The 24,355-nt window shown below is 56.9% G+C and carries 21 protein-coding genes; 11 read left to right on the top strand and 10 right to left on the bottom strand.

Features of this window, described 5'->3' with window-relative positions; all coding sequences use genetic code 11:
- The first annotated feature begins 194 nt into the window (after positions 1 to 194).
- Positions 195 to 1,451, top strand: coding sequence for a response regulator (locus WJU23_RS11695; protein WP_346332752.1), 1,257 nt, complete (start codon positions 195 to 197; stop codon positions 1,449 to 1,451).
- On the opposite strand, the gene WJU23_RS11690 is transcribed toward WJU23_RS11695, so the two are convergent.
- Both WJU23_RS11690 and WJU23_RS11685 read right to left on the bottom strand, forming a co-directional pair.
- The gene (locus tag WJU23_RS11690) at positions 1,448 to 2,371 is read right to left on the bottom strand and encodes a glutathione S-transferase C-terminal domain-containing protein (RefSeq protein WP_346332751.1); all 924 of its coding nucleotides are present in this window, start codon (positions 2,369 to 2,371) and stop codon (positions 1,448 to 1,450) included. The genes WJU23_RS11695 and WJU23_RS11690 overlap by 4 nt on opposite strands.
- A 20-nt stretch (positions 2,372 to 2,391) precedes the next feature.
- Positions 2,392 to 2,826, bottom strand: a complete 435-nt coding sequence (locus tag WJU23_RS11685) for a hypothetical protein (RefSeq protein ID WP_346332750.1) — start codon at positions 2,824 to 2,826, stop codon at positions 2,392 to 2,394.
- 303 nt (positions 2,827 to 3,129) lie between these two features.
- On the opposite strand from WJU23_RS11685, the gene WJU23_RS11680 reads away from it, so the two are divergent.
- The gene (locus tag WJU23_RS11680) at positions 3,130 to 3,726 is read left to right on the top strand and encodes a sigma-70 family RNA polymerase sigma factor (protein ID WP_346332749.1); all 597 of its coding nucleotides are present in this window, start codon (positions 3,130 to 3,132) and stop codon (positions 3,724 to 3,726) included.
- A 61-nt stretch (positions 3,727 to 3,787) separates the two neighbouring features.
- Here the strand turns inward: WJU23_RS11680 and WJU23_RS11675 are convergent, their stop codons facing one another.
- Together WJU23_RS11675 and WJU23_RS11670 are read right to left on the bottom strand one after the other, a co-directional pair.
- Positions 3,788 to 4,624 (bottom strand): sugar phosphate isomerase/epimerase family protein, encoded by an 837-nt coding sequence (locus WJU23_RS11675; RefSeq protein ID WP_346332748.1) that lies wholly within the window; start codon positions 4,622 to 4,624, stop codon positions 3,788 to 3,790.
- Positions 4,621 to 6,021: a hypothetical protein gene (locus tag WJU23_RS11670; RefSeq protein WP_346332747.1), complete on the bottom strand. Its 1,401-nt coding sequence runs from the start codon at positions 6,019 to 6,021 to the stop codon at positions 4,621 to 4,623. Before WJU23_RS11670 ends, WJU23_RS11675 begins: the two co-directional genes overlap by 4 nt.
- Before the next feature lie 152 nt (positions 6,022 to 6,173).
- Here WJU23_RS11670 and WJU23_RS11665 point away from each other — a divergent pair, with 152 nt between their 5' ends.
- The 4 genes from WJU23_RS11665 (at position 6,174) to WJU23_RS11650 (ending at position 11,084) form a co-directional block, all read left to right on the top strand.
- Positions 6,174 to 7,979, top strand: a complete 1,806-nt coding sequence (locus WJU23_RS11665) for a sulfurtransferase (RefSeq protein WP_346332746.1) — start codon at positions 6,174 to 6,176, stop codon at positions 7,977 to 7,979.
- Between the two features lie 71 nt (positions 7,980 to 8,050).
- Positions 8,051 to 8,953 carry a lipoyl synthase gene (gene lipA / locus WJU23_RS11660; RefSeq protein ID WP_346332745.1) on the top strand — a complete coding sequence of 301 codons (903 nt, stop codon included), beginning with the start codon at positions 8,051 to 8,053 and terminating at the stop codon, positions 8,951 to 8,953.
- Positions 8,954 to 9,128: 175 nt separating this feature from the next.
- Complete coding sequence (locus WJU23_RS11655; protein WP_346332744.1) at positions 9,129 to 10,700, top strand: DUF1963 domain-containing protein; 1,572 nt, start codon at positions 9,129 to 9,131, stop codon at positions 10,698 to 10,700.
- Between the two features lie 102 nt (positions 10,701 to 10,802).
- Complete coding sequence (locus tag WJU23_RS11650; protein WP_346332743.1) at positions 10,803 to 11,084, top strand: DUF2164 domain-containing protein; 282 nt, start codon at positions 10,803 to 10,805, stop codon at positions 11,082 to 11,084.
- A gap of 577 nt (positions 11,085 to 11,661) precedes the next feature.
- On the opposite strand, the gene WJU23_RS11645 is transcribed toward WJU23_RS11650, so the two are convergent.
- The 6 genes from WJU23_RS11645 to WJU23_RS11620 all read right to left on the bottom strand — a co-directional run bounded on the left by WJU23_RS11645 (position 11,662) and on the right by WJU23_RS11620 (position 16,856).
- Positions 11,662 to 12,393 carry a segregation/condensation protein A gene (locus tag WJU23_RS11645; protein ID WP_346332742.1) on the bottom strand — a complete coding sequence of 244 codons (732 nt, stop codon included), beginning with the start codon at positions 12,391 to 12,393 and terminating at the stop codon, positions 11,662 to 11,664.
- Positions 12,394 to 12,478: 85 nt separating this feature from the next.
- Positions 12,479 to 12,958 (bottom strand): hypothetical protein, encoded by a 480-nt coding sequence (locus tag WJU23_RS11640; RefSeq protein ID WP_346332741.1) that lies wholly within the window; start codon positions 12,956 to 12,958, stop codon positions 12,479 to 12,481.
- 72 nt (positions 12,959 to 13,030) lie between these two features.
- Entirely contained in the window at positions 13,031 to 14,026 is a 996-nt protein-coding gene (locus WJU23_RS11635; protein WP_346332740.1) for a zinc-binding alcohol dehydrogenase family protein, read from the bottom strand.
- Positions 14,027 to 14,088: 62 nt separating this feature from the next.
- Complete coding sequence (locus tag WJU23_RS11630) at positions 14,089 to 15,573, bottom strand: NAD(P)H-hydrate dehydratase (protein ID WP_346332739.1); 1,485 nt, start codon at positions 15,571 to 15,573, stop codon at positions 14,089 to 14,091.
- A gap of 9 nt (positions 15,574 to 15,582) precedes the next feature.
- Positions 15,583 to 16,197: an N-acetylmuramoyl-L-alanine amidase gene (locus WJU23_RS11625; RefSeq protein ID WP_346332738.1), complete on the bottom strand. Its 615-nt coding sequence runs from the start codon at positions 16,195 to 16,197 to the stop codon at positions 15,583 to 15,585.
- A 218-nt stretch (positions 16,198 to 16,415) separates the two neighbouring features.
- Entirely contained in the window at positions 16,416 to 16,856 is a 441-nt protein-coding gene (locus WJU23_RS11620) for a host attachment protein (protein ID WP_346332737.1), read from the bottom strand.
- A 214-nt stretch (positions 16,857 to 17,070) separates the two neighbouring features.
- On the opposite strand from WJU23_RS11620, the gene WJU23_RS11615 reads away from it, so the two are divergent.
- The 5 genes from WJU23_RS11615 to WJU23_RS11595 all read left to right on the top strand — a co-directional run bounded on the left by WJU23_RS11615 (position 17,071) and on the right by WJU23_RS11595 (position 24,313).
- A complete protein-coding gene (locus WJU23_RS11615; protein WP_346332736.1) occupies positions 17,071 to 17,979 on the top strand; it encodes a hypothetical protein in 909 nt (302 codons plus the stop codon).
- Between the two features lie 142 nt (positions 17,980 to 18,121).
- Entirely contained in the window at positions 18,122 to 19,399 is a 1,278-nt protein-coding gene (locus WJU23_RS11610) for a hypothetical protein (protein ID WP_346332735.1), read from the top strand.
- 9 nt (positions 19,400 to 19,408) lie between these two features.
- Entirely contained in the window at positions 19,409 to 20,869 is a 1,461-nt protein-coding gene (locus WJU23_RS11605; RefSeq protein ID WP_346332734.1) for a sulfatase, read from the top strand.
- Positions 20,866 to 22,332 (top strand): sulfatase, encoded by a 1,467-nt coding sequence (locus WJU23_RS11600; RefSeq protein WP_346332733.1) that lies wholly within the window; start codon positions 20,866 to 20,868, stop codon positions 22,330 to 22,332. Before WJU23_RS11605 ends, WJU23_RS11600 begins: the two co-directional genes overlap by 4 nt.
- Before the next feature lie 7 nt (positions 22,333 to 22,339).
- Positions 22,340 to 24,313, top strand: a complete 1,974-nt coding sequence (locus WJU23_RS11595; protein ID WP_346332732.1) for an FAD-dependent oxidoreductase — start codon at positions 22,340 to 22,342, stop codon at positions 24,311 to 24,313.
- Positions 24,314 to 24,355: the final 42 nt, after the last annotated feature.

The raw sequence follows: 24,355 nt of genomic DNA, 5'->3' as shown, positions 1-24,355 counted from the left end.
GTAAATCGCTCTTTCAAACTCTTATACATCCATGACCGGCCAAATGCACGATAACCCATAAGCCGGGGTGTTTGTCGCCTTGGATCAGATGCCCGGAACTTCTCACTTCCACTCGCTTGAAAAAGCCGCATGCCATGTTAAAAAGCAGACAGCCTCCTGATTTAACCGCTTCTAAAACCCTGGAGAACAAGATCGTGAGCACTCCCCAGACAGCGACCCGCAGCAAAAATGCAACATCCGAAGCGCCCTCCTCCAAAACCGCGACGGAACCGGCTCTGATCCTGGTAGTGGATGATCAGGTGCGAAATCTGCAAATCGTCAAAAAGGTGCTCACCTTTGACGGTTTCCAAGTGTCAACAGCGGAGAGTGGCCGGGAGGCATTAAAATCACTGAAAGCCAGGCGTCCGGATCTGATCTTGCTTGATGTAGTGATGCCTGAAATGGACGGTTTCCAGGTGTGTGAGCAGATCAAGGAAAATCCGGAGACCCAAAACATCCCTATCGTTTTCCTGTCAGCAGACACAGAGCACCAGTCCATCATGAAGGCCTTTGCCAAAGGCGGCATTGACTATGTACCGAAACCTTTTAACAAGGCGGAACTCCTGGCCCGGGTTCGTACCCATGTGGACCTGCACCGCAGCCAGCTCCGCCATCTCCGGCAGGTGGAGGAGCGCCAGCGGACACTTCATATCATCGCCAATGAGTGGCACAAGCCGTTGCAGCGCATTTACCTGTTTCTCTCCAAAATTCAGGATCTCTCGGATGCCAAAGCGCCGGAAACCCGGATCGCCCTGAGCAAGGAGGCCTCCAAGGATACGGAGCGCATGCTGGCCTCCATCGAAGACTTTTTGCACCAGCAGACTGGAGATTATGAAAGCGGCTCAGAAGTCACCTCGGGACTGACGACAGATGATCTGAAGTCTATGGCCGGGAAGTGGTATGTCACGGCCAAGCGCAAGCTGGTGGAGTTGGTGCTGTCCGCGCCCGCCCTGCCGCTCGCCGTGCCTGTGGCACTGCCTTTTGCCATCCACCAGATCGTGGATGCCGTCCTCTCCAATGCGGTCTGCTTCACCCCTCAGACGGGCCGTATCGAGGTGAAAATTTATGAGGAGATGCAGCGGATTGTCATGCGGGTGGAAGATGACGGCCCCGGTTTTTCAGAAGACTATCTGCGGCGTAAATTCCAGCCATACATGAGACCTGGAAATGAGCCGCCTTCCGCAGCCCTTGGAGTGGGTCTGGCAGCGGCAAAACGCATTGCCGACCGCATCCATGCCACCCTGACCATCGGCAACCGTTCCCGTCCAAGCGGCGGCGGCTGTGTAATGGTCCAATTTCCCTTGATGGAGGAACTGGCAGAACTCAAAGTGAAAAGCAAGGACACATCGGCTGCAAACTCCGGCAAGCCCACTCCCAAATCTGCCTCCAGGGGTTCTGCAAAGGAACCTTAAAGCACCGGTTTTTCCAACCAGGAAAGGTCAGGCCCCACCGGCACAATCCGGGTGGGATTGATGTCTTCATGGGTCATGTAATAATGCCGCTTGATGTGGTCAAAGCTGACGGTCTCAGCAATGCCTGGCTGATGGTACAGACGGCGGAGATAAGTGGACAGGTGCCCGTAGTCACGAATCTGCCGGAGGTTGCATTTGAAATGGCCATGATAAACGGCATCAAAGCGGATGAGGGTGCAAAACAGCCGCCAGTCTGTTTCGACAAAGGTATCGCCTAACAAAAAGCGTCGATTGGATAGCCGGTTCTCCAGTTCATCCAGGGCGTTGAAAACCTCACCGGCGGCTTTGGCATAACCGATCTGCGTGGTTGCAAAGCCGGCCTTGTAAACACCGTTGTTAACCTTCTCATAAATGAAGGTGCTGAGAGCAGTTTGGCGGTCCTGCAAGGCAGCAGGAAACAGATCGCATTCACGGGTGTGGAATTGCCGGAAGGCCTGGGCGAACATCTGGCAGATATCGTCCTCCGAATTGTTGACGATGGTCTTCTTGTGACGGTCCCAAAGAACCGGAACAGTGACGCGCCCTGAAAAGTCCCGGTCGCTGGCTTGATAAGCCTGGGCAAGGAACTGAAAGCCGTTGACCTCATCCCCGGAGTGCCCTTCTCCTTCACGAAAGGCCCAGCCACGTTCATCACGAACAGGATCAGCAACGGTGACCGTGATCACATCCTCCAGCCCAAGCAGATGACGGACGATCAGCGTCCGGTGAGCCCAAGGGCAGGCCAGAGAGATGTAGAGATGATAGCGTCCGGCTTCCGCAGGAAACTCACCGCCTTCTCCGGAGGTGACAAAATGCCGGAACGCGTCCTCCTGCCGTTGAAAGCCGCCTTCTTCATCTTGTTCTTTGGGAAACTGGGCCATGTGAAGAATTAATGGATGATTCAGTCTGGTGGAGACACCAGGATTTCTGGCGAAGGCCTGATTTTAGGCGATGCAGAGGCGGGTGCCGGCAGCCACATGGCATGGCACTTGCGGCAATAGAATTTCTTCTGGTAAAGTCCCAGGCTGGCCGCCCACTCAATCAGCAGCGGGGTGATCAGAAATTTGCGGGTAAATTGCGGGTATTCCACCGCCAGCGAGCCGCATTCCGGACAGGAAAAAATGTGGTCGCAGATGGGGTCATTGGCCTCCTGCAGTTCCTGGATCAAAGAGACGGCCTCCGGATAAGCGCTCTCATTGACCTGCACGATGTAATGGCCTTTGGGTTTGGTGAGAAACAGAAACCTCTGCATGTCTGCTTCATCATGTACCCGGGTGGTGATAGCCCGGTCGGCGAGTTTGTCCGAGAGCTGGTCAGCCTCCCGAAGACGGTCCATGGTTGCAAGATTGATCATGTTCATATGAATGGGATTTATATGAATTCGTCTCCCGGAAGGCCGGTGCGCTTGTTGAAAATATAGACAGCCATCAACAGGCAAAGAAACGATAGGATTTTCGCAAGCTGCAAGGTGCCGGTCTTGCATTTCGTCAATCTGTGCAAATTTGCATGCCGCCACGTTTTAATTAATTCGTTGATAATCAACGAAAAGAGTCGCCGGAAGGAGCGGGGCATGGGGTGTGCACTGGTAGGAGGGGAACCTGCTCATTGAGCGGCACACAAACTTCATTGCGACTTCCCCATGAACATTGCCCCAACATCCTCCTTTGCCGAAAAAGATGACGAAGCCCTGATGGCCTGCCTGGCAGCCAAAGAACCTAACGCTTTGTGGATTCTTCACCAGCGTTATCACTCCATCCTGAAGTCCATCATCATCTCTGTGATTCATGATGAAACGGAAGCTGATGATGTGCTGCAGGAAGTTTTCATCCAGATCTGGACGCATGCGTCCAACTACTCGGCCGCCAAAGGCAAAGCAGCTGGCTGGCTAATCACTTTGGCCCGCCGCCGTGCGATTGACCGTCTGCGTCAGCGCCACGCCTACCAGCTTGCGACTGACCGGCTGGAGAAGGCTTCCAAGCCTTCCAATGCCTATGAGATCGAAAGCGCTGAGCATGACATTGAGCGCCAGGACATCAGCAACTATCTGAACCAGCTTCTTCAGCAGCTTCCTGTGCCGCAGAAGGAAGTGGTCATCCTGGCCCACCTGCATGGCATGAGCCAGCGCCAGATTGCCGTTCACATGAGCCTGCCCCTGGGCACTGTCAAAACCCGCCTGGAACTTGGCATGCGCAAGCTTTGCCACGCGGCCTGCGCCGTTCATCACAAGGTTATGTAAGCCTAACAAATCATTGAACAAGGGCCGGATCCTGCAAGGGGTCCGGCCCTCTTTTTGACAATCAGCCATTTTGATTGACGGCCACCAGATAATCAAAAGCACGGCGTGCGCGATGTAACGTATCGTGGGTGGTCTCACCGGGGTAGCCTGCAAGCTCCAGAATGAGTGAGCCTTTGAAATGGTGGTGCTTTAATTCAGAAAGCAGCCAGCCCCAGTCTATGCGGCCATCACCGGGATTCAGGTGGGCATCGGAATTACCGTGGTTGTCGTTTGCATGGAGCATTTTCAGGTGGCCGGAAAGCTTGTGGATCACGGTTCCGATTTCCCCGGCCAGGCTGGCATGGCCGGTATCCAGGCAGGTGCCGACATTGCATTCGCGGATCTGTCCCAAGAGGTAAAGCATGTCACTGGTGTGGCCGAACAAAAGGTGTGGAAGCATGTTCTCCAGCAGCAGGTGCACATCCAGCTCACAGCAGCGGCGGGCGACGATGTTGAGTGACTCGGCCGCATAGTTCATGTGCCGCAGGAATTCCTCCTCAGGCGGCCGGCCTTCCCGCTCAGGACCCGGATGCAGGACAATGTGACGTGCTCCCATGGCGGCGGCGGCTTCACAGGCGACAATCAGTTCCTGCACGGCACCCCGACGGGTGGATTCATCGAGGGAGGTGATGTCTATATGATCAGCAAAGGGAGCATGAAAGGAAAAGGGGTGGAGTCCCAGGTTCCGCATCATTTCGCCAGCCTCGCGCACCTGGTCTTTTTGGTGATAGTCCAGGTGTTTGGGGTAGGAGCAGATTTCAATCTGCCGGAAGCCGCTGGCGTGGATGTCACCCAGCACGTCAAAGATGCTGCGATGATAAAAGCAGCCGGTGGAAAGTCCGATGGGCCATTGGTTCATAACATGGGGTGGGTGAGGAGGGTTTGACGTAACGGGGCCAGGCAGTTCCCGGCATCGCAGGGATAGTGGCAGAAACCTTTTTCCTGGGTGGAGACACAGTTGAAATCCACCAGTTCATCCAGGCCGGTGGCACGCAGTCCGGCAAAGATGCGGGTGTAAAAATCAGCCCTCACGGCAGCATTGTAATCGCCCCAGTCCAGTCCCCAGCCGTAGTCCGGGTTCTCGAATTTGGAGCGTATCAGGCCGGCGATGTGGCGCGGATGCCAGCCTTTGGCCAGCAGGCTGCGAGTGACAAGCTGCATGCCCGCCGGTTTCAACAGCCGGTCATTGGGGTCATCCAGCAGCACCCGGATGCATGGGGGCAGGAGATGCGAGGGCGTCTGATGATAAGTTTGTGGCCAGCGTTCGACGGGGTCGTGATGGTCTGAATAGAAGAACTGGTGAAAACGCCGCAGCGGAGAAGTGAGGTATTCTTCCACCAGCTTGGCGGTGCCGTGGGTCTGTTCCGGGATGCGCACGCAGGCACGGCGGGCCAGGTCGCGCACCTCCGCCTCCTCCTGACGAACCTTCAGGGCAAGACGGACATCCATTTCATGCAGGGGGACGACACGGATGAGCGGGATTTGGCCTCTCACCGCTGGGTCGTCCGCCAGTCCCTGCATCCAGGGTTTCAGGTAATAAGTGAAGGGCTGGCGGACCATCCGCGAATACAGTGGATCCCCATACTCAGAGATATCCACAGAGACGATTTCACGGCGGCCAGACCGGCTGGGGCCGACATGGACGGCCGTAATTTCCACCGGGATTTCCATGAGTGGTGCGGCGTCCTCCTTGATGCGGTGTGCGACGTATTCCATGATCAGCGATTGCGCGGAGAAGGAGCTCTGGGCCGTCGCGTCAATGAGATGGGAGAACTCGGGCGGCACCTTCTCCATGCATTCCTGGCGCAGCTCCGGGGCGGGCTCCAGCAGGACAAGACGTTTGGCCAGGGCCGTATGCCTGCCCACGCGCCAGACAAAATGATGCCCCTGGCCGGTCAGGATGTGCAGCGGGCGGATGCCCCAGTGCAATAGCAGGCATTCGATTACACGCACCACAGGTTCCTGAATTTCAAAAGTGCGCTCGGGGTCCAGGTGCGCTTCTGCCGGAGAGTCAAAATTCACATACTCAATGTCGAGATGGAAAATGAGGGATTCTGAATCCGCCAGCGAGCGGGCAATGTCCAGATCCCTCTCCAAAAACCAGTCCAGCTCCTTTGGCGGCATGAGCTGGTCACGGCGAAACTGGCTGCGGTCCGAGTGGGTGACGTAAGCAGCCGTCACCTGGTCCAGCGTTTCACCACCCAGAAATTCGATCAGACGCTGCCGGATGGCATCGTCCCTGTAAAAAGGAGTCATCCAGGGTATTCGTTTCACACGGAATCCCTGCGTGCTCATGGCGTGGCATAATCGCAGCTGATTTTGTGCCTTGGGCAGGTGCTTCAGGATTCCATGTGCAGGCCCTTGAAAAGTGAATAAAGTCACCGGTTCACTGCCTTGCCTGAAAGACCATGCCCCAGACCGCTCCAGCCCCAGCCGCCATTACCAACATTGCCGCCTATCAATTTGCTTCTCTCAGCGACCTGAAGGATCTGCGCGAGCGGCTGGTGAGCCAGTGCAAGGACTGGGGCCTGAAAGGGACCATTTTGCTAAGCACGGAAGGCATCAATCTGTTCATCGCCGGGGTGAAGGAGAATGTGGACCTGCTGGTGGCCGAGCTGCGCAACGTCCCTGGTCTGGAAGGCCTGACGCCCAAGGTCAGCGAGAGTGCGGAGCAGCCTTTCCGGCGCATGCTGGTGCGGATTAAAAAAGAGATCATCGCCTTTGGCGTGGAGGGGATCGAGCCGGCGAAATACACCTCGCCCCGGATGGAAGCACGGACTTTGAAACAGTGGCTGGATGAAGGCCGCCCGGTGACGCTGCTGGACACGCGTAATGATTATGAGGTGAAGCTGGGAACCTTCAAAGGGGCTCATGTCATCGGTGTAAACAACTTTCGGGATTTCCCGGAGGCCGTGCGCCGCCTGCCGGAGGCCATGAAGCAGCAGCCTATCGTTACCTTTTGCACTGGCGGCATCCGCTGTGAAAAGGCGGCTCCATTCATGGAGCGGGAAGGTTTTGAAAAGGTGTGGCAGCTTGAGGGCGGTATTCTGAAGTACTTCGAGGAAGTGGGCGGTGCCCACTACGACGGCGAGTGTTTTGTCTTTGACCAGCGGGTGGGCGTGGACCCGGCGCTGAGCGAGACGGAATCCACCCAGTGCTATGTCTGCCAGTCGCCCCTGACGGAGGAAGATCAAAAAGACGAGCGTTTTGTGGAGCATGTATCCTGCGTCTATTGCTACAAGACCACGGAGCAGAAGATGGCGGAAAACATCGCCGCCCGGCATGAGGCCATCCGCGCGGTGTGCACGCCGCTGCCTGGCAGCGCGCCGTATGACCATCAGCAGCCGCTGAATGTGCCTAGAGCTTGCGATGGCATGACCCTTCTGGACACGTTGACCAGCATCCTGCCGCATGTGCCGCAGGAAGAACTGCTCTCGCGGTTCGCAGACCAGCGCATTTTGAACCAGGACGAGAAGCCTGTGGCCCCAGATCTGATCGTCAGGGCAGGGGAGCGCTACCTGCGGCTGCTGCCGGGAAATGTTGAGCCGGATGTGAATGCGGACATCCGTCTTCTGCATGAGGATGAAGCTGTGGTCGTTCTCGTCAAACCCGCCCCGCTGCCCATGCATGCGGGCGGGAGATTTAACCGGAACACCCTGCAATACATCCTGCAGGAGGTCTATCTGCCGCAGAAGCCCCGGGCCTGCCATCGTCTGGATGCGAATACCACCGGGCTTTTGGTGGTGGCACGGACGCGGCACTTTGCCGGGCTGGTGCAGGGCCAGTTTGCCCGTGGCGAGGTGGAAAAGGTGTATCTGGCCAAGGTGCAGGGCCATCCTCCTGAAGACTCTTTTTTCTCAGATGCACCGATCAGTGATGTGCCAGGTGCCATGGGCAGCCGGGAGGTGGACGAGGAGAACGGGCGCGAGGCCCGCACGGAGTTTAAAGTCATCCTCCGAAATGAAGACGGCACTGCCCTGGTGGAGGCCCGGCCCATCACCGGCCGCACCAACCAGATCCGCATCCATCTCTGGCAGCTCGGTTTCCCGATTGTGGGAGATCCGGTGTATCTCCCCGGCCAGACCGTGGGCGATACGCAGACCCTGGATACTGCAGCCGCCCCGCTCTGCCTGCATGCCTGGCAGGTCGCCTTCACGCATCCCATGACCCAGGAAAGGGTGCGTTTTGAGGCTGAAAAGCCAGCCTGGAGCTAAAAAACTGCCAGGGCTGCCCTTCATTCACCATTTGCCAACTGCCCGATCCGGGGCATTCGTATGTCCTCGACATGGCCTGCAAAATTGACCCCGCTCTGCACACGGAAAAGAAGCCCGACTGGATCCGTGTGAAGCTGCCCCGCGACCCCGTTTTCTGGAGTACGAAGTCCCTTATTTCGGACCTGAAACTGCACACCGTCTGCGAAGAGGCCCAGTGCCCGAACCGCTGGGAATGCTGGAGCCAGGGCACGGCCACCTTCATGATTGCCGGGGACCGCTGCACCCGTGCCTGCGGCTTTTGCGCCGTCAAAACCGCCAAACCCTTTGCCCTGGAGGCCGATGAACCTCAGCGTGTGGCCGCTGCCACGAAGCGCCTCGGTTTGAACCATGTCGTCATCACCGCCGTGGCGCGCGATGACGTCAAAGACGGTGGTGCCGAGCACTTCGCCCGCACCATTGAGGCCGTCCGCGAGGCTGTTCCCCACATCACCATCGAGATTCTGGTGCCCGATTTCAATGAGAAGGAAGACTCCCTGGACGTGGTCATGAGAGCCCGGCCGCACATCTTCAATCACAACCTGGAAACCGTCGAGCGCCTCACCCCCCTCGTCCGCAGCCGCGCCCAGTATCATCGCAGCCTGAAGGTGCTGAAACGCGCCAAGCAGATCTCCCTGGAGCTGGGCACCAAGTGCGCCACCAAAAGCGGCCTCATGCTCGGCCTCGGTGAAACGGAAGTGGAGCTCTTCCAGGCCATGGACGACCTCCTGGAGCACGACGTCACCGTCCTCACCCTCGGCCAATACCTGCGCCCCTCCGCCCAGCATCTCCCCGTCATCGAATACGTCCACCCGGACACCTTCGAAAATTACAAGGAGATCGCCCGCAAAAAAGGCTTCCGCCACGTCGCCAGCGCGCCTTTGGTCCGCAGCTCGTATCACGCGGCTGATTTCAAGCCGGAGCTGGATGTGGAGTGAGTTGTTAACTCGCCAACTCGCCTGTTAAGCTATCGTCACAAAGTGTCGTCTGACGGTTTGCTGCGGGGTTATTCCAGTCCAGGTTTACAGTCGACGTCGCGGCGCGCAGAAACGCTTGAACGTCCCCATGGTTTGGCTTGCTGACAAACCAACACCTGATACGTGTTGAAAAAGCATGCCATTGTTTACCGAAGAAGAACTCAAACAACTTCCAGAGTTCGATGACCTCAACCTCGCACTCCGCGATCCGGAAGAGGTGTTTCGTTTTAGGGCTTATCGGCTTGAGAATGCTGCCGACGTGGCGCGGATCGCTGAATTGGAAAATCTTCAATCAATTTCTATTTCGTTTTCAGATGTCAGTCAGCTCCTGCCAAGATTAGGCAGCTTAAAAAACCTTCAAGCAGTCTATCTTCAGGCCTGCAATATTTCAGATTTCCCTCAAAGTCTTTTCAAGCTCCGCTATTTGCGCTCTCTGTTTATGGGAAATAATTCCCTCACCCATGTGGCGGAGGAGATAGGCGATTTGGTTGAGCTTCAGTGTCTCGGACTGTCTCAAAACAAGCTGCGGCAAATGCCAGAATCAATTGGCCGATTGAGCCAGCTTAAGACACTTGTTCTTTCCTACAACGAACTTGAGATGCTGCCTGAAGCGATTACAAAGTTAGAAAAACTGGATTTTTTGTCTATAGACGTCAACCATCTGAAAAGTCTCCCGAATGACATTGGGAATCTGTCAAATCTCGAATGCCTATCTTTGGATTTCAACAAGCTGACCACCCTGCCAGATTGCATCTGTAGGATGCCTAACCTTCGTTCGCTGTCTTTGGAGAACAATCCGTTTGTTACCCTCCCTGAAGATCTGTCCAAGGTGGAAAATCTCAGCATCTCCATCGAAGCCTCAAAACGTGCGATGTACATGGACTGGTCTTATACACACAGTGTAAAGCCTCCACAGGTTGAGCTGAAGGACATGAGACTTTTGGTGGCTCCTGGCAGCCAGATGTACCAGCCATTCCTGGCGGCTATTCAGGAAGCGCAACTTGCGGATATGAGTGAGGCCATCGTGAAATGCAGCCGGGAAGCTATAGCCCTTGAATCCTCTTCGCCAGATGATTATTCGCAAAAGGCTAGTTCGCGTTTGGGAGGCTTTCCTGATCTGCCGGATCCTTCATACTTTCCGAAAACGGATGGATTTTATTGGATTTTCTTGGCTCAGCTTAATCTAGAGGAAATTGCTCCTTTAAACAGCTTTTTACCACGGTCCGGTTTGCTCTCGTTTTTCCTGGATGATACTGAAGCACTAAACGGCAAGGTTCTTTACAACAGAGGTGATTTTCAGGAGTTAACCACCGTCCGTCACGCAGGTGCCGACGAAATGTTAAGTCCTGAAGATGACTACACGGAAAAGGCTCATCGAATAAAGTTTGGGCGTTTCATCTCATGTCCGCACTCTCCGTCCGAGGAAATCGCAGACGATCTCACTTACGAGAAATGGGAGGCTTTCATTGTGCGTGCCGAGCATCACATCAACGGATACACATTCACCCAACATGAATCGCCGCAAGAACTGGCCGCCAAGGATATGCGGGGCCAGGCGAAAGAGTGGGTGCCATTGCTGAAATTGGGCTGGGATGCCAACGTCGGTTTCTGTTTTTGGGATGCTGGCACCGTGACTTTCAGCATCCATCAGGAAGACCTCCGACGAGAGGATTTTTCCAATGTGCATGTCAGTCTGGAATCATCGTAGAGCGGAATGAAACAGGAAACCTAGTGTTGGCATGGAGCCAATTTTGTATTGAACCCCAGCTCTCTGTACCGCCCCAATACATAACATGATGCCGACCACCCCATGAACCCAACCCTCACCAAAGCCCAGAAGACGGAGATCATCGGTTCCCTCCAGCGTTATGCCTCCAAAGAGCTGGACTGCGAACTGGGAGACATCCAGGCCGGGCACCTGCTGGAGTATATTCTCAAAGAGATCAGCCCCTTTGCTTATAACCAGGGCGTGGAAGATGCGAAGGGATATGTGGCAGCAAAGGTGGAGGAGCTGACCGGAACCTGTTTTGAAGAGGGACTGACTTATTGGAAGTCCGCTTCAGGGGCCCGGCAGGTCAGACGTAAGCCCTGAGCGGGTCTGTCGAGGCCGCGACATGATGGGGCAACCCTGGCGGGTTGATCTTCAGCGAGAGTCCTTCGTTTTCCCTACCGGAGGTCTGGCTCGCCAAGGCTCGCCTGACACTCCGGCTACCATGGGGCAGCCCTGCGGGCTGATGGAGCCAAAACCCTGCCCTTTGCTCATGGCCGCATTTGCCGGAAAGGCCCGAGTTTCGGACATCTTTTTTTGAAAACGGTATAGACTTGGTTTCCAAAAAGAGTGTCCGAAATGCCGCTGAGCTTGCCAGGTTCCCTCAGCCCGTAGGGCTATCCATCAATAGCCCAAGCGTCGGCGAGTCTGGACGAGCCAGACCTCCGGTCAAAGATCACGATGTTTCCAATCTGCCGCCTACTCCGAAGGAGTAGCCGCACCGGCCACGCCACGCCAAACCCCATCCATGCGGCAGACCGATGGGGCAACCCTGCGGGCTGATGGAGCCAAAACCCTGTCCCTGGGTCATGGCGACATCGCCAAAAGTCCCTGGTTTCAGACAACCTTTTTGGAACTTGGTATATGCAGTTAGAAAGGGCAGCATATTAAATAACCTTGTTTATTTCATCGGCCGGATGACCACGATGTCACCCAGCATCTGCTCCTGCTCCACCATCAGGTGGTTCAGCTTCATCAGCTCCAGCATGGCGAGGAAGGTGACGATAACCTCCACCCGGCTGGCGGCGGTGCTGAAAAGGGAGTCAAAGCGCACCCGGCCGCCCATCGGGATGGCCTCAAGCAGGTGCTCGATTTTGTCCGCCACGCTGTACCGGTCACTGACGATCTCGCGGATGTCCGTGGTGTTCTCGAAGCGCTTCAGCACTTTTTGAAAAGCGCGGATGAGGTCAAAGATGCCCACCTGACCGACCACATCCGGGGCAGGGGCGCTCAGGTCCGGCAGCTCTGGGGTGGTGGCAAAAAACTCGTCCGCTTTCACCTCCTGTGTGCCCAGGAAGCTGGCCACATCCTTGAACTTTTTGTATTCCACAAGCTGACGGATGAGTTCCCAACGCGGATCTTCTTCATCCGCATCCTCCTCCGGCGGCTGCTGTATCTGGGGCAGGAGTTCGCGGCTCTTGATGTACATCAGGTTGGCCGCCATGACGATGAACTCGCTGGCCACCTCGATGTTCAGCATCTTGAAGGTGTTGATGTAATCCAGATATTGTTTTGTGATGCGTCCGATGGAGACATCGTAAATATCAATCTCATCCTTTTTGATGAGGTACAGCAGCAGGTCGAGGGGACCCTCGAAAATTTCCAGTTTGACCTTGTAATCCTTGTCTTCCACGCGCGGAGCTTATGGCCGGGATGAGGAGAGATGCGAGGAGAAAAACACCATCCTACGGTGGGATTATGGCGGGCCCGTCATTCGCTCATTGTTTCATCCGGGACTTTTCCGCGAACTCAAACTTGGTGATGTCATCCTTGGGGTAAACCCTCGCCGCAACCTTCGATTTGTCACCAAAGACCACTACTGCGCGCTTCCACTTGCTGCTGCCTTTGGAATACCGTTCTGGAATGGCGAAGAAAAACTCATGCTTTTTACCCTTCTCCAATACATCCGGGACCGTCTCCATCGTGTATTTGGTGAAGGAGGCAGATGGTTTTTCAGCGACATACTGCACCTTCCCTTCGGCTGAATAGAAGTAGGCCTTGATCACGATGTCCGACTTCTTCAAAGGCACTTCACTGGTCACTTTGACGTTGACGCAATCGGTGCCCTCTTTCCAGACGTTGTTATGGTGCAAATATTGTTTGCTCGTCCCCATCAAATCAATGGAGTAGGGGCTTTGAGCCCAAGATGTCAAAGCCGTGAAAAAGATCAATCCGTTCAGCACAAAGGTTTTCATCATAATCAGTGCGGTTAAGTCCTGAGGTTAATACAGGGTCTTAACTCTTCATTTTGCATAAAAACAACAAGTACGTCAATCTTTAGAAAGTAAAGCGACAGCCTTAATGGCATTTACATCCGGCCGTGTGAGATCCTCCAACAGGGCAGGCAATTCCTCCCAGGGGCGAGCATGGCTGATCCAAGGGAGGGTATCAATCCTCCCGCTGTGCATCAGATCAAGGATTCGGGGAAAATCTGAACTGACGGCATTGCGGCTGGCCAGCAGGGTGAGCTCCCGGCGATGCAGCAGGGGATCATCCAGGAGGACGGGTTCCTTGGTAATGCCCACATAAACAATGCGACCGGTGAACCGGGCCAGACGCAAAGCCTGGGCCATGGAGTGAGCGTTGCCAGTGGCATCAAAGACGACCTGGGCCATCGGTTCATCCGGCAAGGATGCCACCACTGAAATGCCAGGGTAATACTGCTGCACAAAGGCGCGACGGTTGGCGCTCAGTTCCAGCACGGTGATGCGGCGAGTGGCGAGCCGGGCAAACTCCAGCACGGTCAGTCCGATGGGACCTGCACCGATGATCAGCACATCATCCTCTTCGGAAAGGGCTGCACGGTTCACCGCATGGCAGCCGATGGCGAGCGTCTCGACCAAAGCAAGCTGCCCGAATTCCAGCGCATTGCAGGGATGCAGTTTGTGGGCAGGCAGAACCATGCGCTCCCGCATGCCGCCGTCGCAATGCACGCCCAGCACGCTGAGCGATTCGCAACAGTTGGTTAGCCCTTTTTTGCAGGCATGGCAATGGCCGCAGTTCAAATAAGGCTCCACCGAGCAGCGGTCGCCCGGTTTCAAATGCGTGACCTGCTCCCCTACGGCCAGGACCTCCACCCCCAGCTCATGGCCCAGGATGCGTGGAAACTCGATGAACGGCATCTTGCCCAGATAACCACTGATGTCTGTGCCGCAGATGCCGATGGCACGGATGGCCACCAGGGCTTCACCCGGCTTGGGGGCAACCGCTTCGGATAAAGGGATCCATTCAAAATGCCGGGGACGGGTGAGCTGAAGAGCGCGCATAGCTGTTGTTGTGCTAGCAGGTCCATCCCGCCAAGGGAAGTGCAATGCGACCGCTGCAGTTATTAATAACTTTCAGGCAGGCCATTCCAAGCCCCGCCCAAATGATCCACCACGTCCCCGGGCAGATTGCTTTCAGGAGCGTTTGACACGGCATGCAGTTCCGCAGCACGTCCGCACAGCCAGGCTCCAAATGCGGCAGCACGATGAAGCGGAATTCCTTGGCCAATGAGCGCGGAACAGACACCCGTGAGAACATCTCCCATGCCGCCCGTGGCCATGCCAGGATGTCCGGTGGTATTGAAAAGTGTATCCTGACCATGCGTGGCGATGACCGTCCGGGAACCTTTTAGCAACAGCGTGTGACGTGGATGGCTGGCCGCCCAAGTTTCCGCCTGATCGCAGCGGCACAGGATGCCCCCGTCCGGCATGAGCCGGGACATTTCCCCTGGATGCGGGGTTAGCAGACGTTGTGAGGAGGCGGTCTGCAGCAGGTCGGGCCTCCTGGCCAGCATAGTAATGGCATCCGCGTCCACGACAGTGGGTGCTGATGCCTTTTGCAGTACTGCCTGGCATTCTTCTTCATGGTCAAAACCCAGGCCGGGGCCGATTCCCAGGGCATCAAAACGCATTTCCAGAGTCTCGCGATAATCCTTCACCATCTTGACCATGACTTCAGCCGGCACCCGGCGCACCAGGATGTCATAAGCCTCCGCTTTGACCAGCAGGGTGACCAGTCCTGCCCCGGCACGCAGGGCACCCCGGCAGGCCAGTTCAGCGGCACCATAAAAGCCCCGTGACCCGGCAAGGATGCCGATGCGTCCGGCCTGGCCTTTGTGAAAATCAAAATTACGCCGTGGCACAAAGCTGCGTAAGAGGGAAGGCGTGACCAAGTCGGACCGGTCCGCATTCTCCGGGCTGAAACTCTCCAAGCCAGGCAATGGTACCAGCGCCAGCCTGCCCACATGGTTGACGGCCAGATCGGCCAAAAGCCCCTGTTTGGCCACGGCCACAGTCGCGGTGACATCGGCAATGACGCAGTCCTTCTCCGGCACCCCGGCATCCCCGTCCAGACCTGAGGGGATATCCATGGCAAAAGTGAAAGCACCATGGCTGCGCCGCAGGGAATTCATCTCAGCGGCCAGAGCCTGAACCGGCGGGCGCAATGGCCCCTGGCTGCCGATACCAAGCAGCCCGTCCAGCAGGACCCGTGGTCCTTTGCGGAACGAAGCCGGGGCGTAATTGAGTTTCCTGACTCCCTTGAGCGACTTCCAGTGTTTAAGCGGCAAGGGTTTAAATTTGGCCACCTCAGCTGCCAGCCGGGCCTGGACGTGCCAGCCGGCTTTTTCCATCTCCCGCGCTGCCACCAGTGCATCTCCTGCATTGTTGCCAGTACCAAGGTAGAGGACCAGCGTGCCTGGTGTTGGGAAAAACTGCCGCACCACCTCGGCGATGCCCATGCCTGCAGCGTCCATCAGAGCTTCTGCGCGCACTCCATTGGCGAAGGCGCGCTCCTCCATCTCCTGCATCTGGCGGCATGTCACCAGCATGGCATTGGATCATTTAGCGCGTTTGTAGGCCACGATGCCCTGGGCGATTCCCTCGGCAATTTTAGCCCGAAACTCTCCGGTCATCATGCGGGCGCGTTCGGTCGGGTTGCTGACAAATCCGCACTCCACCAGGACGGCCGGATTGCGTTCCGTTTTGCGGATGACATGGAAACTGGCATGTTTGACCCCCCGGTTGGTCATGCTGGTCCGCTGCACCAGATAGGCCTGAATGTAGGCCGCCAGGGTGTAGCCTTTGGAGAAATGATAAAAGGTCTCCACACCGGCTCCGCTGCCGCCACGGCTGTAATTATAATGCACGCTGACAAAGATGGCGTTGCCGTAGCGGTTCCCTGCGGCAGACCGGTCCTGCAGCGGGATGAAAACATCCCGGCTGCGGGTCATGATGACTTTGATGCCTTCTTTCCTGAGCAGTTGCTCCACGCGCCGGGCGGTATCCAGCGCCAGGTGCTTTTCATAAACATAACCGATGGAGGCACCGCGGTCATGGTCGCCATGGCCGGCATCCAACACCACGGTATCAAAAGCCTGGGCCAGGGGTGCAAGGCAAAAGCCGATGGCCAGCATAAGCCAGAGAGCCTGAGACCGGAGAGAGGTGACATTCATGCAGAAAAACGGGGGGAACTTTTGGCGGGCCGTCAAGGAACGGACAGGTGGAGAGAAAAGAAGTTGGACAGCCGTCTTCAATACTTCCAGTAAGCCCGGTTCACGAGGGACGGTCAAGCAGTTTGGCTCATCCGGAGGCAGGCATTTTCAGCGCCACCTTCCGGTTTTTGTGCCTTTCCCCCACAAATTCCCTGGATGACAGAGCAGGCTGCTACCTCTCAGTCTTCCAGGACCCGCTTCCGCAGTTCTTCGGTGGGCTGGCCGGCCAGATTGCGCTTCAAATTGAAGGCCAGCTTTTCACGCGTGGCCGGGGCCACCTGGTCCAATATAGCGTTATTAATCTCCGCTGCCGCAATGAGACCCCAGTTTTTAAATTCGTTTTCGACCATCAGTTCCTCAATCCTCTGACCGATCTGGCGGATGGAGCGCTGCTCCAGTTCCTCCAGCAGGGGGAGGCGTTCGCCGGTGGAATTGCCTTCACCATGAGATTCGCGAGATGGGAAGGCACCTGCCTGGTCAGTAACCTGCTCGCTCAATTTGTCCAGGGCTTCGGAAATCTGCATGTTATCCAAGGCGACCAGAGAAGCGCCATTATCAGACTGGTAGGCGTGAAAATGGCCGCGATCTGTGACAACAAGAAGGGAGGGAAGTTTTTTCATGGGTGAGTTTCCAAAAATTTGAAGATGAGGATAGCGGTCGCCACCGGATCAAAGAGATGGCGATGCTGTGCAAAAGTATCGGTAGAGCCAGCCCATCTGGACCTTCCAAGAGATGGAATGCATTTATGATCCAGTAAACAGACAGGTCTGTCTTTGTGGAGAGTGGCTAAGTAATTTGGTTGCGGGAATGTCCCCCGTTTGATCTATATCAGCGATGAGCCTTAAATATTTCGTTCTCAGCTTGGTTTTGCTTTATGGTGATTCACTTTCCATCCGGGCGGAAGAAGACCTGGACGGGCCTCCGGTAGTGACCGCTGCGGCCTGGGGCATCGCCGATGCTGAAAGCAAGAAACTGCTGTGGTCACATCTACCGGATGAACCGCGCAAAGCTGCCAGCACGACTAAAATGATGTGCGCTTATGTCATCCTGGAAATGGCCGACAAGACTCCGGATATCCTGGATGAATGGGTGTCCATCTCCAAACTTGCCGCCGGAACGGCCGGGTCCACGGCGGAGGTGGAGGAAGGGGAGCAGGTACAAGTCCGCGACGGTCTCTACGGACTGCTGCTTCCTTCTGGCAATGACATGGGCAATGCCTTTGCCGAGCATTTTCATCCACGCCTGCCGCCACCAGGAGAAGAGACGCCAGAAGGTGCCAAAACTCCGGCTTCAGGCACAAGGATGAATTTTGTGGCGGAAATGAACCGCACCGCTCAGCACCTCGGGATGAAGTCCACCCGTTACCACATTTCTTATGGGGATGGTGGCACAGCGGAGGACCGGACCACCACCGTGCGCGACCTCATCGCCCTGGCTCATGCCGCGCAGAAGCATCCCCTTTTCCGCCAGATCACTGCCACCCAGACTCACACAACCCGGGTACGCCGCGCTGACGGAGGCGAGCGTGAGGCTGTCTGGGAGAACACCAACCAGCTACTCAAGGTCGGCAATTATGATGGCATCAAAACCGGCACCACTCCCACTGCCGGCCGCTGCCTGGTGGCCAGCGGGAGCCATCAGGGCCACAAGCTCCTCGTCGTCACCCTCGGCTCCACATCCGACGAAGCCCGGTTTGCCGACAGCCGCAACCTGTTCCGCTGGGCATGGGGGCAGAGGAAGTGATTATTCGCGAAAGAACGGCCGACAGTTAACATCTGGTCATTAAATAAAACCAGTCAATGGTGGAAAGGGATGGCCCTTGCGGGTCTTTTACAAGTCTGCGGTTCGTGGGAACGTTCCGTCAGGCTTGCCAACCCTTCCTGCCATGAATTGCTCCGCTGTTGTTTCCTTCCTATTGCTCCTGTCCGCGACGCTGGCGGTTCACTCAGCATCCTTTGAACCGGAAGGCCGGCTTCTGGACCTGGCTCTGCCGCCTGGGGAAGGGGACCGGTTTCAGCAGGCGGATTTTTCCTTCTGGCTGGCGGACCCTTCACAGCCGGTGCGCGGCATCATCATTCATCAGCATGGTTGCACCAATGCCTCGCCGGACAAACATCCGCCCGTCACCGTGGATGCCCACTGGCGGGCGCTGGCGCGCAAGCACCAGTGTGCGTTGCTGTCGCCACAGTATCAGGTGGCGGGAAAGTGTGATGAATGGAACGATCCGGAAAGCGGCTCCGAGCGTGCTCTGCTCAGGGCGCTGGAGGACTTCGCCCAGCGCACCGGTCGCCCGGAGCTGGTGGAGGCACCCTGGGTCTTGTGGGGCCATTCCGGCGGGTCCAGCTGGTCCGCACAGATGATTGTCCGGCATCCAGGCAGGGTGCTCGCGGCCTCTTTTCGCGGCGGCTGTCACAAGCAGTTTGGTGTGCCGGAATTCCGCGCCCAGTTTGGCCCGGTGGCCCGTGAGATACCGATGCTTTTTGTCTGGGGAAAACGTGAAACGGTCCCTACCTCCAGCCACTATGTATCTTGGGAGCCGATGAACGCCATGTATCGCGATCTGCGCGCCCAGGGCGGTCACGTGGCGCGGGTGGTGGATCCACGCTCGGAACATGGATGTGATGATTCCCGCCTGCTCATCATTCCTTTTTTTGACCAGGTGCTCACGGCCCGCCTGGCCAGTGAGCAAATGCCCGGAGCTCTCATGGATCTAGCCTCGCTTGAGGCGCGAGAAAGCACCCCAGAGAACCTCCGTGACCCCGCTCTTGCCTGGCTGCCTTCGCCGGAGATCGCCAGCCTGTGGCAGGAGTTTTCCAGAACCGGCACGCTGAAGCCGGTCAGTCCTCGTCTCACTGCGCCCAAGCTCAAAGCCGAACGCAATGCTGACGGCCATATTCTTCTGACGTGGCAGGTGAAGCCTGCACTGGTGGGCGGACTGCGTGCATTGCGCATTCATCGCGATGGCAAAGTCTGGAAGCAGCTTGGCGTCCTGAAAGACGAGGCGTTTGTCGCTACGGCGCGTGATGCTCCACCGGAAGGTCTGCGCGATTCTTTCCTGGTGGATGAAAGGACCTCATCTGGTGAGAATCCCGTTTATACTCTCACCTATCTCGATGCTGGAGGCAATGAATCGCCTGCCAGCCCGCCGGTTTCAGCCCCTTAAAATACAATCATGAAAACGCGCAGCCCACTGTTTTTAATCTTTGTATTTTTGGGAGCATCCTTGGTTAGTCTGACATCGGCTGCCTCGCCAAACATTATTCTCTTTCTCATTGATGATCTCGGCTGGAAAGATCTGGGCTGCCAGGGCAGCAGCTATTATCAGACACCGAACATTGACCAACTGGCCCGCGAGGGAGTGCGGTTTACCGATGCTTATGCCGCCTGCGCCGTCTGCTCGCCCACTCGCGCAGCCATACTCACAGGCAAGTATCCCGCCCGGCTGCTGCTGACTGACTGGCTGCCCTCCGGGCGATGGAAACCCAAGGCACCGCTGCGTGAAGGCCGCTTCCTGCGCGGCCTGCCGGTGGAGGAATTCACCCTGGCCGAGGCCCTGCGCGAGGCCGGATACAGCACGGCCAATATTGGCAAATGGCACCTCGGCAGCGAGCCCTTCTCCATGCCTGAGCATCACGGCTTCGATGTCAACATCGGCGGCAATGCCCATGGTGCTCCCGGCAGTTATTTTTATCCTTATGACGGAGACTGGCTCGTGCCCTCCACCGGTCTGCGCACCCAGTGGACCATCTTCCCCGATGGCCAGCCGGGCGAGTATCTGACCGACCGCCTGACCGATGAAGCGGTGAAGCTTATCCAGCGGTCCAAGGACAAACCCTTCTTCATCTACTTCCCTCATTATGGTGTGCATTCGCCTCTTCAAGGAAAACCGGAGATGGTGGCCCGGTATGAAAAAATTCCGGAGGATCAACGCCAGGGAAACCCCAAATATGCCGCCATGGTGGAGAGCGTGGATGAAAGCGTGGGCCGCGTGATGCAGGCGCTCCAACAAGCGGGACAGGCGGACAACACGGTCATTCTTTTCACCAGTGACAACGGCGGCCTGGCCAGTGCGACCAAGCACGATCCGCTGCGCGGAAACAAAGGCGCCTATTATGAAGGCGGCATCCGCGTGCCGCTTATTATCAAATGGCCCGGTGTCGCCAAGGCGGGTTCGGTCTGCTCCGTTCCGGTCACCAGCACCGATCTCTATTCCACGTGCCTGGCAGCTGCCGGCCAGCGCCTGCGGCCTAACCAGCATTTGGACGGCATCAACCTCCAGCCCTTGCTGACAGGCGGCACGGAGCTAAAACGGGACTCCCTTTTCTGGCATTATCCGCATTATAATTCGCATCCCTCAAGCGTGCCATCCAGCGTCGTCCGCAAAGGTGCCTGGAAACTCATCGAGACCTTCGACCCAGCCGGGCTTGAGCTTTATAACCTCGACGATGACCTCAGCGAGACGCGCAACCTGGCCGCTGATAAGCCGGAGAAGCTGGCCGAATTGAAGCAGGACCTCGAAGCCTGGCGGCAGAGTGTGGATGCGGAAAAAATGCTGCCCAATCCGGACTATTCCCCCAAAGATGCGTCCGATGAAATACGCCCCAAAAAGAAGAAGGGAAAGAAGAAGCCATGAGGGCGATTACCCAAAGCGTGGCCTGCTTTTTGCTGGCCTGCAGCTCCCTGGTCCACGGCCAGGATAAACTGAACGTCCTCTTCATCGCCGTGGATGACCTTCGTACCTCATTGGGCTGTTACGGCGACCCGGTGTCCAAAACACCGCACCTTGATGCTCTGGCCAAAAGCGGTCAGATTTTCACCCGTGCCTACTGTCAGCAGGCCGTGTGCAATCCCTCCCGGCAGTCTGTCCTTTCCGGCCGCAGACCGGATTCCATCCGTATTTGGACACTGGTGGACCACTTCCGCCAAACTGCGCCGGATGTGGTTTCGCTGCCGCAATACTTCAAGGAACAGGGCTGGTTCGCCCAGGCCTTTGGGAAGATTTATCATGGCCAGACCGGCATGAGCGATCCGCCCTCCTGGTCCGTGCCCGAGCAGTTTCACGATGTCCCCAAAGGCGATGATTATCTGCTGCCGGAAAACCAGGCCGGACCTGACAATAAGAATGCCAAGATGGCTTCCTATGAGGCCGCAGACACGGGAGATGATGCCTACCGCGATGGCCAGGTGGCCGCTGCCGCCATCCAGGCGCTGCGGGAAAAGCGCACTCAGCCGTTCTTCATCGCCGTCGGTTTTCGCAAGCCTCATCTGCCTTTCAGTGTGCCCAAGAAATACTGGGATCTCTATGATCCGGCGGCCATCCCGCTGCCGGTGCATCCAACATCGCCGACGGGTGCGCCGGAGATTGCCCGTCATGAATGGAAAGAGCTGAGAGGCTATGCGGACATTCCCGCCGAAGGTCCGCTTTCAGCGGAAAAACAGCGCCAGTTACGCCATGGTTATTATGCCGCCGTCAGTTATACGGATGCGCAGATAGGCCGTGTGCTAGAGGAACTGGACAGCCAGGGCTTGCGTGACAAGACCGTCGTCGTTCTCTGGTCGGATCACGGCTTTCATCTCGGAGAGCAGGATCTCTGGTGCAAAGACACCAACTATGAACTCGCCACCCGCGTGCCATTGTTTCTGCGGGTTCCCGGTCAAAAAAATCCCGGTGTGCCTATCCCCGCCCTGGCCGAACTGGTGGACCTTTATCCGACACTGGTGGAGCTTTGCAGCCTGCCACGCCCCCAAGGTCTGGACGGGAAGAGCCTGGTGCCATTGCTGCAGGATGCGACAGCAAAGGTGCGTCCCTTTGCCATCAGCCAGTTCCCCCGGCCCTGGCAGCAAAAGGAGCAACCGCAAAACATGGGTTACACCCTGCGAAATGAACGCTGGCGTTATGTGGAATGGCTGGATTTTAACACCCGTCAGCACCTGAGCCGTGAGCTTTATGACATGCAGGACTGCCTCATCGAGCACAGCAATCTCGCCGAACAAGCAGAGTATGCCGCCACTGTGGCTGATCTCAGCCGCCAGCTTCACGCTGTGTTGGACCCGAATGTGCAGCCTCTCAAAAAATCACGGAAGAAGAAAAAATAGAACGCTTATGACATCTGCCTTTCGTATTAATACTGCAAAGTTTGTTAGCCTGTTGTCACTCTGCATTGTCCTGTTCCTTGCCAGTCAGCCTGTCCGCTCGGCAGAGCCGGAGCCGTCCGCTTACGATCTGGTCGTCATCGAGGCCACACCAGGCGGCATTGCCACTGCTGTGCGGGCTGCCCGTGAAGGCCTGAGCGTTCTGCTGGTGAACCGATCCCAGCATCTGGGCGGAATTGTCTCCAATGGCCTGGGAGTTTGGGACACGCTTTATGAAGGGCGGCGCTCACCCATTTATGATGAGGTCCGCCACGACATCATCGAACATTATCGCACCACTTATGGCGAAGGCTCCCCGCAGCACAAAGCCGCCCTGCCCGGTAAAAGCGGGCATACCAATGGACGTTTTGAACCGCGCATTGCCGAGAAATTTCTGACGGCTTTCGTGGAGAAGGAAGACAACATCACGCTGCTGAAAGGCTACGTGCCCATCGCACTCGCCCGCGATGGCCGCCTGCTGCGCTCCATCACTTTGAAGGAGTTTCACGGGGACAGGACTCGCATCATCCATGCAGCCGCTTTTGCCGACTGCACTTATGAAGGCGACCTTCTCCCGCTCGCCAGGGTGGCCTATCGCGTGGGCCGCGAAGCCCGTGGCGAATTCAATGAACCCCATGCCGGCAAGATCTACATGCGCGCCGTCAAGACTGCGCCCACGCCCCAAGCTGCCGGGATGGCAGAACTGCATGACCGGCTAAACCTGCGCAAATTCCCCGGTTTCCAGGAGATCGTGCAGCCGGAAAGCACCGGGGAAGGGGACCTAAATGTCCAGGCCTTCAATTACCGTACCCTGCTCACCTCGGACCCTGCCAACCGCCTGCCGGTGGAGAAACCGGCGGCTTATGATCCTGCTTATTTGAGCACGTTGGAATTCGGCTCCATCGTCTCCCCTTTACCTAACCAAAAGATTGGGTGGAACCGTCCGCAGCTTGTCGGCCCACACCAGGCCTATGTGGAAGGAGACTGGGAAACCCGCCTCAAGGTCATGGACCAGCACTGGCAGGCCACCATGGGCCTGCTTTATTATCTGCAAAACGATCCCGCCGTGCCAGAGGAGCGCCGCCGTTTCTTTAGTGCTTATGGCCTGGCCAAAGACGAATTTCAGGACAACGGCCACCGGCCGCATGAGTTCTATGTGCGCGAAGCCCGCCGCCTCACCGGCCGTCACATCATGACCCAGCATGATTTTTCCCTGGCTCCCGGCATCATTCGCACACCCATCCAGCCTGACAGCATCGCCTTTGCCGACTGGTACATGGATGCCCATGCCTGCACCTGGGGCAAAGTCCAGGGCAGCCTGGATGAGGGCAAAATGATGCTCCACGCCGAAACCTTTCCCGCTCAAATACCTTACCGCTCCCTGTTCTCCCCTGATGTGGACAATCTCATCGTTCCCGTCTGCCTCAGCAGCACCCATGTGGCCTGGGGGGCGATCCGCCTGGAGCCCACCTGGATGCAGGTCGGTGAGTCAGCCGGCTATGCCTGTGCCCTGGCCAAGAAAATCCAGACCACCCCCGCCGCGCTGGATACTGGCCTTCTCATCCGCACCCTGGCCAGTGCGCATTCCATGATCACCTTCTTCAACGACGTGGACATTTCCAAAGACGATCCCGCCATCACCGCTGCCCAGATCTTTTCCACGAAAGGCTTCTTCCACGATTACGATGCCCGCCTGGACCAGCCATTGAAAACCGATACCGCCCAAGCCTGGTTGCGTGCGCTAACTGATGGCGACCTGAATGCAGAAAAAACCGCCCAAGCCGTGGTCGAGGCCGATGCGGTTGATTCCCCCGCAGTCACTCGTGAGTCCTGGACGCGCCTCCTCAAAGAATACAAATTGAAAGCCTCATCTGATTCGACGGACAAATCTCTCACCCGCGGCCAGGCCCTGACGGAGCTGCTGAGCCTCTTGCAGCCTCCTTGACGCAGAATGCAATGCCAGCCCCCGTTTGCATATGGGAGCTTC

This window comes from Prosthecobacter sp. SYSU 5D2, assembly GCF_039655865.1.
GTDB lineage: Bacteria > Verrucomicrobiota > Verrucomicrobiia > Verrucomicrobiales > Verrucomicrobiaceae > Prosthecobacter.
The sequence above is the reverse complement of the archived record's forward strand: the minus strand, read 5'-3'. Positions and strand labels throughout refer to the sequence as shown.